The organism is Sphingopyxis witflariensis, assembly GCF_002205635.1.
Lineage (GTDB): Bacteria > Pseudomonadota > Alphaproteobacteria > Sphingomonadales > Sphingomonadaceae > Sphingopyxis > Sphingopyxis witflariensis.
In genome coordinates, this window is the sequence record NZ_NISJ01000024.1 from 1 (window position 1) to 9,605 (window position 9,605).

The window sequence follows — 9,605 nt, forward strand, 5'->3', positions numbered from 1 at the left end:
GCGCCGGAGGCCGTTCCCTCGCCAGTGTTGCCCTCCGGTTCCGCTTCGCTCCACCTACGGCCAACACTGGCGAGGGAGGCGTCAATGCACTAACAATCCACCCGGACCACTCGGTGGGGGCCGGTCAGCTGGCTTTTTTGGATCTGATTTGAGAGGCTGTCCACATCCGGTAGATATCGTCGCCGCGGAGCGGCTGTCTTGGCCGCTAAACGTTCCGGTGGCCGATTTTGATGTGAAGCGACTGGAGCGGCGCGCCTAACATGCTAAGGGCATCCTATGCTTCATATGCACGGCCGCGGCGGCACCGTCCAAATCGATGGTGTCAAATATGACTGGGAACTCCTGAGCGAGCCCCAACTGTCCACTTCCGAAGGCTGGAGGGGCATGAGGGTCGCCTTGCGCCAGAGAGACATGCCACGCGAAGCCGTGCTGGAATTTCCGACGCCAAAGCGCCTGTTGAAAGGTTTGCCGAAAGGGCGTTCGCATATTAACGACGCGATAGCCTCGCGAGGGGTGCGAGCGGCATTGTCGGCAGGATGGGACCCGGCTTCTCGCGGCAAGCCGACGGTTTTCATGGTTGATGCCGACGGCGACTAAGCGCAATCGTCTGGAGCACTGGCATCCAGCGCGAAAACCGTGCTTTCAATTCAGCGTGACCAAATTTGTTTACAAGCCGAAGCGCGGCAATTCCTTCTTTGGGAGAAGAGGAAGATGAGGGTTTATTTTAATCGCCCAACCAATCGGTTGTGATCTCTCCCCTATGCCCCTCCGGCGCCAGCGCGGCGCGCAGGGCGTCCAGCAGAGGCTGCAGCGCCTGCGTGAAGGCGTAGGGCGGGTTGACGATAAAAAGGCCCGCGCCGTTATAGATGTCGGGCTGATCGCGATCGTACAACCAATGCTCCACCACCAGAAATTTCGGGATACCGAGGTTGCGTAACTTCGCCTTCCACCGCACATGCGTGGCGCGGTCTTTCAGCGGATACCAGACCACCGTCACGCCGTGCGCCCATTTGCGGTGCGCGGCCGCGAGGGTAGCGGTGATACGTGCGCGTTCATCAGTCTGCTCGTACGGCGGGTCGACCACCACCACGCCGCGCGCGGTGCGGGGCGGCAGCATCGCCAGCCAAAGCTCGTAGGCGTCGCGCTGATGCACGGCGGCGGATGTGTCGCGCATCGCGCCGCGCAGGGCACAGGCGTCTTCGGGATGTTTCTCGTTCAGGATCAGAAAATCCTGCGAACGCAGAAGCTGCGCCAGAACTCGCGGCGATCCGGGGTAGAAGCGAGGCTCTGCGCCGGCATTCGCCGCCTGTACGGCGGCGCGGTAGTCGTCCAGCAAGGGGTTCGGGTCGGCGAAGGCCCGCCGCACGCCTTGTGTGGCCTCGCCGGTGCGCCTCGCCTCCTGGCCGCCAAGGTCGTACAGCCCGCAACCGGCATGGGTGTCGATCAGGGTCAGCGCGCCCGGTTTTTGCTGCAAGGCCCGCACGAGGGCGATCAGCAGGCTGTGCTTTACGACATCGGCGCTATTGCCAGCATGGAAGGAATGGCGATAATTCATTGTAATTCAAAATCCTGGCGATCTGCCTTTATACGAACGGCTGGGCGCGGAAGCCGAGCGCGAGGCGATGGAAGCAACCAAGCCAGTGCCTTTATAGAGTCGGGCGGAAACCTTCAAAGCATTCTGCGCAAGGCCTCAAGCTCGCGTTAGCGATCGTCACCAGAGGCGGAGACACAGGCCTCCGGGCCGCATGCGAAGGTTCGATCATCGAGGAGCCGGATGCGATTGGCATTGCCGCGAAGCGCCCGGTGGCCCGATGTCGGCCGAACGTTCGTATACCACCGCATTATCAGAACTGTGGCGCTTCGAAGTGCGCTGCTTCAGTTTTGCCCTCTAAAGCCGCCAGTCCGCTCGCGGCCACAAATCGACGATTTTCGCACAGCTAATCGGCTTGGATTTCATTCTGCTGTAGAAGCTGACTCCAATATAATGTCGCTCCAGCAATCGAGAAGGGTGCGACGCATCTCGAAGAACTTTGTGCGCTTATAGGCTTTGACGACCGCGTCCGGCACCGTGTGGGAGAGCGCTGCCTCGGCTACCGGATCAGGTATGTCGGGCTTTTGTTCGGCGGCCCAGTCGCGGAACGACGATCGAAATTCGTGCGGCACCCATCTTCACGAGAAGGTAAAGACCATTTCCGTCGCCGTGACGACCGGCTTTGGCATTTTGGATGAATTTAGCGGTCAGTTGTCCCATCAGGTTCTCGATCAAGGAAATTATTCCCACACTTGTTCCCACATAATATCGTGGGTTCGATGGGATCATATAGGTATTGATGGTGTCAAATTCGGGGAGAAAATGAACCTATTATCAATCGTCTATAGGATGATTTGGTACCAGTCGGCATTGAAATTTATACAAGTCGCGGGGTATCCAGCCACTCCACCTCTGATGACTGATCATGCACCGCACGCGAATTTAGTTGGCTCGGGCGCTGTGGGCGCATCCGATTCCATGCTGTCCGGTACAGCAGGGCAAGTAAATCCTCCTCCTCTCCGAAATGACTGCTTTGATGACAGTTGAAAAACAATCTGTTCAGACGCTGCGGTGATGATATGAACAGCGAAGGAGGAGAATATCGATGAAGTCGCTCGCGGACCATCTTTCCCAATATGCCGCCTATCACCGTGATTCCCGCAATATCATCACTCATGTGATCGGGATTCCCATGATCGTTGTCGCGGTTGCCATATTATTGTCGCGCCCTTCTTTGATCCTGTTCGGCTGGCCATTGTCGCCGGCCGTTCTGGTCGCGGCCGCGGGCGCACTTTTCTATTTGCGACTCGACCTGCGTTTCGGCGCCGTGATGACAGGGCTGCTTGCGCTGAGCGTGCTGGCCGGACAGGCGCTCGCCGCAGAATCGACCGCCGTCTGGCTGGGGTGGGGACTTGGGCTGTTCGTGATCGGATGGATCATCCAGTTCGTCGGCCATTATTATGAGGGCCGCAAACCGGCGTTCGTCGATGATGTGATGGGGCTCGCCGTCGGGCCGCTGTTCATCGTCGCCGAAATTGCCTTTTGGCTGGGGCTGCGCGATGATGTGCGCCGCGTCGTCGAAGAGCGTTCGGGGCCGGTGCGCGTGACCGCGCGTTAATATGGCGCGGGGCGTCCCGTGCTTTCCCTTACCTCGGCAACCGCGGTCAGCGCCTGACCGGCGAACTCGGCGTTGGCGGTAGCTACAACTGGGGTGGCGGCCGTTCCACCCTCTCCACCGAGGCCGCGGGTGACACCGCACTTACCGATTTCGGCGAGGGCTATAATCTCAAGGGGGCCGCAGGCCTGCGCATGCGCTGCTGGCCGGCGCGGCGCGGTCGGAGTCATGCTCCGCTCGCGCTATGGCGGGAGCTTCAGGAAGGGTGAGATTTTGCCGCCGTTGCGCTTGCGATAATAGGCGACGAACGCATCCGCCGGCAGCGCCTTGGCGTAGAGCCAGCCCTGGACGAATTGGACCCCGGCCTTGCGCAGATAATCTTCCTGTTCGGCCGTCTCGACGCCTTCGGCGACGATGTTGAATTTCAGGCTGTGCGCCATGTCGATGATGTGCGGCGTCACGATGCTGGTCGCGGTATTCTTGCCGATCGCCGCGACGAAGCTCCGGTCGATCTTGAGCGCATCGAGCGGCAGGGTTTCAAGCAGCGAAAGGCTGGAATAGCCGGTACCGAAATCATCGACCGCGACCATATGCCCCTCCGCGCGCGCCGCCTCGATCGTCCGGCGCGCAGCCTCGGCATCCATGAAGCCGCGTTCGGTTGCCTCCAGCCAGATTTGCGACGGCGCGACGCCCGATCGCGCCAGCGCAGCTTTCAGAACCGGCAGGAAACGCCCGCTTTCCATGTCGCTGGCGGCGATGTTGATCGCGATATGCACCGATCGTTCGGCGGTCAGCATCTGCGTCAGATCCTCGACGACATGTTCGATCAGCAGGTCGGTGATGCCGGCGACGAGCCCGGTTTCTTCGGCGAGCGACAGGAAGCTGTCGGGGGCGATCCATTTGCCGTCGGGCCCGCACCACCGGATCAGCGCCTCGGCGCCGACGCACAAGTCGGTCGAAAGTTCGATGATCGGCTGATAGTGGACGACGAATTCGCGCCGCCGGATTGCGCGCGCCAGCTCCTTTTGCGGCGAGAGTCGGTCGCGCGAAACCCAGGCGACCACCCCGATCAGAATGGCCGACACGAACAGCCCGACAGGAATGAGTAGTCGCAATTCGTTGCCCAGATGATCCTGAACCGCCGACTGGTCGCTGATCGCAAAGGCTATGAAGTTGGGCGTTCTGGCGACGGCGAACAGGTGATGCTCGTCCGTCCCGCTCTCCGCCGTCCGGGTCAGCCGTTCGACGAGGCGCGGATCGGCCTTTCCCGACAAGGCGACAAGCCGTCCCTGCCCGGTCGCGACGCCGACGGTGATATGGCTGTCGAGCAGCACATCCATGCGCTGCGGCTGGATTAGCACATTATGCGCCCCGTCACTAAGCACCAGCATTTCGCTCCCCCGGGTGATCCGGGGTTTGACGTGCAAATAGAGGCCCAGCCCATTGGCCAGCCGCTCATGGGGGGCGCTCTCAGGAACCACAGCCTGAACCTGTCCCCAACTCGTGCATGTCAATCGTCCGCCCTGATAATGGCCGATCTCGTCAACCGATCGGGCATCGATCGTCAGCCGTCGCATCCGGACGATATGTGCGGGCGTGCAGCCGTGCGCGCCCTTCAACTGCCGCAAGGCATCCTCTGCCTCGGTCAGCGTAATATTTGCGCGCTTTAGCGTCCACTGTGCATATTCGGCCAGATGCTGCTGCTCGGCTTGCGTCGCGCGCGTCTGGGATAGATAGGCGATGGCAACGAGCGGGGCGATGCCCGCGCAGATTGCGAGGCATGCGGCCAGGATCAATATGGTTCGCCGCTGCATGCCGATCACCGCTCAACCTGTTCGAGATGCCGCCTGCGGCATCGTCGCGGCGGGAGCTGTTTCCAGAATATCAGCAGGGGCTTAACCGATCGCTATGGGCAAGGGAATGGTCCCGCCCTTGCTGTTTCGCGGCGCTGAACAGGCCGATGTCGAGGTGTTGCTGATCGCACGCGACCGCCAGCGCATGGGCGAAGGGCGGCGCCAAGCGGATCGACGCGTTCGTCCCTATCCAGGTCCGCGCGCTCGTGCGGAGCGCCCATTGGATGGGCGGCGAGAGAGCTCTAGCCGCCCGGCGCGTCCTCGCTCTCCAGCCCCTGATATTTGAGCTGGAGATAGCGTTCGCGCGTCGCGAGCTTGTCGAGATCGCCCGCGGCGAGGCTGCGCGCCGCATTGCCAATCTCGCTCTCGAGCATTTTGAGCCCGCCGACGAGCGTTTCGTCGGGGGTGCGCCCGGCATGCGCTTCCTTGCGGAGTCCCGCCGGGATGCGCTGATAGCCCGCGACCAGTTCGGGCAGATCCTCGCCCACCAGCTTGCGGATATTCGCCGCCGCCGGGCTCGCCGCGTCGAGCGTCTGGAGTTGCGGCGCGAGCAGGTCAAGTTGGACCCCGATGCCGTCGACCAGCGTCTTGGCGGGCGCGGGCAGCATCGGGCGCTGCGCTTCGAGCCAGATTTCCGTGCGCCCCGCGAGTTGCTTCAGGTCGGTCTTGGGCAGATCGGCCTGGCGCGGTTCGGGGAAGGGTGGCCATTTGCCGAACAGCACTCCAACTCCAACCAACAGCACGATCAGTGCGAGCAGGCCGAGGAAACCGAGCGGCTGGATCAGCGTCCCGAACAGCGCGGCGCCGACGAGCACCACCCCGCCCGCGACGAGGATCCGGCCGAGCTTCTTGAAGGCATGTTGGCGGCGCAGCGCGACGCTTTTCGTTCCGATCGGGCGGCGGCGTTCGCGTGACCGTTCGATCGCCGATGCGGCCGAAATCCGGATCTTGTCGACTTCGCTCATCGTCATGACGCGCCTCAGGCTTCGAGCGACGCGAGCGGGCTGTCGGCGCCGCCGACGCTCGCCTGCGCCTGTGACGCGCCCTCGGCGCGCGCGATATAGCCCTTCGACTTCGCGACCTCACCCTCCAGCGTGTTGACGGTCGTCTTCATGCTGTCGAGCGCCTTCAGCTTGAAGGTGTCGATCGCGTCCATCGTGTCATAGATATTCTGGAACGCGCGCTGGAGCGTTTCCATCGGGATCGTGCTCGACGCCGCCTGCTCGTGGATGCGCGCGGTATTATCCTTCAGCATCTTCGACGTGCCGTCGATGATGTTCGCGGTCGTGGTGTTGAGCGCGGTGATCTGTTCGAGCACGAGCTTCTGGTTGGTCATCGCCTGCGCGACGGTGATTGCGGTCTTGAGTGCGCCGACGGTGGTGGTCGAGGCGCGTTCGACCCCCTTCACCAGCTCGACATTATTCTTTTTCACGAGGTCGAGCGCGAGATAGCCCTGTACCGTCACGGCCATTTGCGTGAGCAGGTCCTGCGTCCGCTGGCGCGCATAGAAGAGCGCATTTTCGCGCAGCACCTTCGCCTTGGCGGGATCGATACCGTCGAGCTCGTTTGCCTTGGCTTCGAGCTTGGCGTCGAGCGTTCCGGCGATGTGAACCATCTGTTCGAGCTTGCCCATCGCTTCCCACAGCTTGCGGCGTTCGACGTCGATGGCGGCATTGTCCATCAACAGCTCGTCCTTGCCATTGGCAAGCGCGGTCAGGATGCCGCCGATATGCGTCTGCGCGCTGCGATATTGCGCGAAATAATTGCCGACCTTGTTGCCCAGAAGCTTGTCGAAAAAGCCGCGCTTGGTGAGGAACTTGCCATTCGCCGACGGATCTAGACGCTCGACGGTGTTGCGCAGTTCGATCAGATTCTGGCCAATGTCGGTGTCGCGGTCCATCGCCTTGATCGGGCGGTCGAGGAAACGGTTCGACTGGTTCGCCGCCTCCAGCATTTCCTTGCGGCCCATATTGGTGATCTGGTCGACTTTCTGGCCAAATGCAGGCGAATTGACATCCTGCGCGACCAGATCGTCGATGAAGCCATCGACGCGTTCTTCCAGCTTCGATTTCTGCTCGCCCGACAGCGGGACAAGCCCGGCGGCCTTTTCGGGTGAGACCACCGGCACCGGATCGGGCGGGGTCAGCTTCAATTCGTCGGTCACCGTTGCGGTTGCAATTGCTTCGCTCATTCGTCTTCCTTCCACCCCGATGCCGTACCCTATATGGCATGTGGGTCTGTGTTGTTCAAGCACTACACCCGCGCTGACCGATTCAACACCGGTGCGATCCACGCCGACAGGATCAGCTGCGCCATATGATAGACGAGGATCGGGACCAGCACCATGCCGGCCACTGCAGGGGGAAACAGCGTGGCCGCGAGCGGCGCGCCGACCGCGATGCTTTTCTGCGCGCCCGAAAAGAGCAGGGTGATGCGGTCGGGACGCTTGAGCCGCAGCAGCGCGCCGAACAGCCACGCCCCGCCGAAGGACAGCGCGAGGAGCAACGCAACGGCACCCATCACAATCCCAATCTCGCGCCCATCAAGCAGGTCCCAGATGCCCGCGACCACCGCCGCCGAAAAGGCGACATAGACGGCGATCGCGATCGCGCTGCGATCCATGAAGGTCGCAAGGCCGCGATGGGCGAGCACCCACGGGCGCAGCCAGCGCTGCGCGAACTGCCCGGCGATGAAGGGCAGCAGCAGGATCGCGACGATGCGCAGCGCCCCCGCACCGCTGATCTCGCCCGCGCTGCCTGCGAGCGCCGCGAAGAGCAGCGGCGAGACAATCACCCCGCTGAGGTTGAGCAACGCCGCCGCGACCACGCTCGCGGCGACATTGCCGCCGGCCAGGCTGCTCGCCGCGGTCGCCGACTGGACGGTCGAGGGAAGAATGCCGAGAAAGAGAAAGCCGAGCGCGAGCGTCGCGGGCAACAAGGACGCGGTCGCCGCTTGCGCCGCCAGCCCGAGCAGCGCCATCGCGCCGAAACAGAAGGTCAGCGCGCCCCCCTGTAACTTCCAGTTGCGGATGCCGTGCAGCACCTCGTCGCGCGGCAGGCGCACGCCGTTGAGGAAGAAGAGAAAGACGATCGCGGCGGTCGACAGCCCCTGCGCGATCGGCACCGCGGCGCCGCGCACCGGGAGCAGGCTCGCGAGCAGGATCGTCGCGAGCAGCACGGGGACGAAACGGTCGGGGAAGATACGGGAAAGCATTTGAAAGCGATGGCGGGGTGCGGGGCGGTTGGCAAGCGCGTCGCGACCATCCCGTCGCCCCTGCGAAGGCAGGGGCCGCTGGAGACATGGCGGATCGTCGATAGCGACCCCAACCACCCGTTCGCATCGAGCGAAGTCGAGATGGCCTTCGGCGAAGCGCCACTCTGACGGGTGTCTCGACTTCGCTCGACACGAACGGAGAGAGGCGTAGATGAGCCCCATGGCCAACATCCTCATCCTCGCCGCCCTCCCCGAAGAAGCCGACGCGCTCTTCGCCGCCACCGTCGCCCGCGACACCGGCCCCTTCGCCGCCCGCCGCCTCATCATCCACGGCCACAATCTCACCATCGCCACCTGCGGCCTCGGCAAGGTCAACGCCGCCCTCTGTGCGGGCATGCTCGGCGCCGACGCCGACATGCTGCTGATGACCGGAACCTGCGGCGCACTCGGCGCCGCGCCGGGTGCGTACTGGATCGCCGAGGCGGTGCAACATGACTATGGCGCCGCCCAGCCCGGCCGCTTCCGCCGCTATCGCGCGGGCGAATGGCCGATCGGCGAGCCGGGCGAGGCGCATTTCACCGCCATGCCCGACCCCGGCCTGAACCTGCCGCACGCGCGCATCGCCAGCGGCGACAGCTTCGTGGCCTGCCCCGATTCTGCCGCCGATCTGGCCAGCCATCTCGGCGCGACTTTGGTCGATATGGAGGTCGGCGCGGTCGCACAGGTCGCGGCGCGGCTGGGCAAGCCGTGGGCCGCGATCAAGGCGGTGACCGACGAGGCAAACGGCGACAGCGGCGATGATTTCCACGCCAATCTGGTGCGTGCCGCCGGGTTGGCGGCGGTGGAGATCGAACGGCTGGTCGCGATGCTGTGATCGAACCTCTTCGCTGACGAATGACTGTCAACGACCGCTTGCGGACATGATCCTCCCTGTGCCGCAGGCATGGGGAGGTGGCAGTCGCCGCAGGCGGCTGACGGAGGGGCTTTGGCGCTGGCGTCGCGGCCCCTCCACCACCGCTTCGCGGCGGTCCCCCTCCCCATCGCTGCGCGACAGGGAGGATATTGCGTCAGCTGACGCACGCTCTGGGTTCCCGCTTGCGCGGGAATGGCAAGAAACGGGGATGGAGGCAAAAGGGCAGGGGCTTTCCACCCAAAGGCGACCCATCACCCCTCGTCACCCCGGACTTGATCCGGGGGCAGCGACGTCGGTGCAGTAGACCATGCCCGCTTGGGTATTGCTGGCTGTGGGTGGTCGTTGCCGCCGCCATGATCTGCCCCCTTCTGAGTGGTCCAAAATTGATGATATTTTGGATTACGAAGGAGATTATGAATGCCGAGCAAGAAGCATCGCCCGGAAGAGATTATTGGCAAGCTGCGTGAAGCGGAGGTTGTG

General features: G+C 63.2%; 11 protein-coding genes. 5 read left to right on the plus strand and 6 right to left on the minus strand.

Going from position 1 to position 9,605, the window contains the following annotated elements; all coding sequences use genetic code 11:
* Positions 1-93 (plus strand): integrase catalytic subunit (locus CDQ91_RS21135; protein WP_144036679.1); only part of this gene is annotated, 93 nt, incomplete at its 5' end.
* Positions 94-276: 183 nt separating this feature from the next.
* Positions 277-597: a hypothetical protein gene (locus CDQ91_RS20630; protein ID WP_088474581.1), complete on the plus strand. Its 321-nt coding sequence runs from the start codon at positions 277-279 to the stop codon at positions 595-597.
* 127 nt (positions 598-724) lie between these two features.
* On the opposite strand, the gene CDQ91_RS20635 is transcribed toward CDQ91_RS20630, so the two are convergent.
* Both CDQ91_RS20635 and CDQ91_RS21545 read right to left on the minus strand, forming a co-directional pair.
* Positions 725-1,555 carry a 23S rRNA (adenine(2030)-N(6))-methyltransferase RlmJ gene (locus CDQ91_RS20635; RefSeq protein WP_088474582.1) on the minus strand — a complete coding sequence of 277 codons (831 nt, stop codon included), beginning with the start codon at positions 1,553-1,555 and terminating at the stop codon, positions 725-727.
* 543 nt (positions 1,556-2,098) lie between these two features.
* Positions 2,099-2,266, minus strand: a complete 168-nt coding sequence (locus CDQ91_RS21545) for a DUF4102 domain-containing protein (RefSeq protein ID WP_174688534.1) — start codon at positions 2,264-2,266, stop codon at positions 2,099-2,101.
* 370 nt (positions 2,267-2,636) lie between these two features.
* Here CDQ91_RS21545 and CDQ91_RS20645 point away from each other — a divergent pair, with 370 nt between their 5' ends.
* The gene (locus CDQ91_RS20645; protein WP_088474584.1) at positions 2,637-3,149 is read left to right on the plus strand and encodes an Mpo1 family 2-hydroxy fatty acid dioxygenase; all 513 of its coding nucleotides are present in this window, start codon (positions 2,637-2,639) and stop codon (positions 3,147-3,149) included.
* A gap of 239 nt (positions 3,150-3,388) precedes the next feature.
* Here the strand turns inward: CDQ91_RS20645 and CDQ91_RS20650 are convergent, their stop codons facing one another.
* The 4 genes from CDQ91_RS20650 to CDQ91_RS20665 all read right to left on the minus strand — a co-directional run bounded on the left by CDQ91_RS20650 (position 3,389) and on the right by CDQ91_RS20665 (position 8,212).
* Positions 3,389-4,960 carry an EAL domain-containing protein gene (locus CDQ91_RS20650; RefSeq protein ID WP_088474589.1) on the minus strand — a complete coding sequence of 524 codons (1,572 nt, stop codon included), beginning with the start codon at positions 4,958-4,960 and terminating at the stop codon, positions 3,389-3,391.
* Positions 4,961-5,241: 281 nt separating this feature from the next.
* Positions 5,242-5,970, minus strand: a complete 729-nt coding sequence (locus CDQ91_RS20655) for a hypothetical protein (RefSeq protein WP_088474585.1) — start codon at positions 5,968-5,970, stop codon at positions 5,242-5,244.
* A gap of 8 nt (positions 5,971-5,978) precedes the next feature.
* A complete protein-coding gene (locus tag CDQ91_RS20660; protein ID WP_088474586.1) occupies positions 5,979-7,190 on the minus strand; it encodes a toxic anion resistance protein in 1,212 nt (403 codons plus the stop codon).
* Between the two features lie 62 nt (positions 7,191-7,252).
* Positions 7,253-8,212: a bile acid:sodium symporter family protein gene (locus CDQ91_RS20665; protein ID WP_088474587.1), complete on the minus strand. Its 960-nt coding sequence runs from the start codon at positions 8,210-8,212 to the stop codon at positions 7,253-7,255.
* Between CDQ91_RS20665 and CDQ91_RS21375 the strand changes: the two genes are divergently transcribed.
* Both CDQ91_RS21375 and CDQ91_RS20670 read left to right on the plus strand, forming a co-directional pair.
* Positions 8,213-8,380: a hypothetical protein gene (locus CDQ91_RS21375; protein ID WP_158213740.1), complete on the plus strand. Its 168-nt coding sequence runs from the start codon at positions 8,213-8,215 to the stop codon at positions 8,378-8,380.
* Positions 8,381-8,423: 43 nt separating this feature from the next.
* The gene (locus CDQ91_RS20670; RefSeq protein WP_237246095.1) at positions 8,424-9,086 is read left to right on the plus strand and encodes a 5'-methylthioadenosine/S-adenosylhomocysteine nucleosidase family protein; all 663 of its coding nucleotides are present in this window, start codon (positions 8,424-8,426) and stop codon (positions 9,084-9,086) included.
* Positions 9,087-9,605 lie beyond the last annotated feature (519 nt).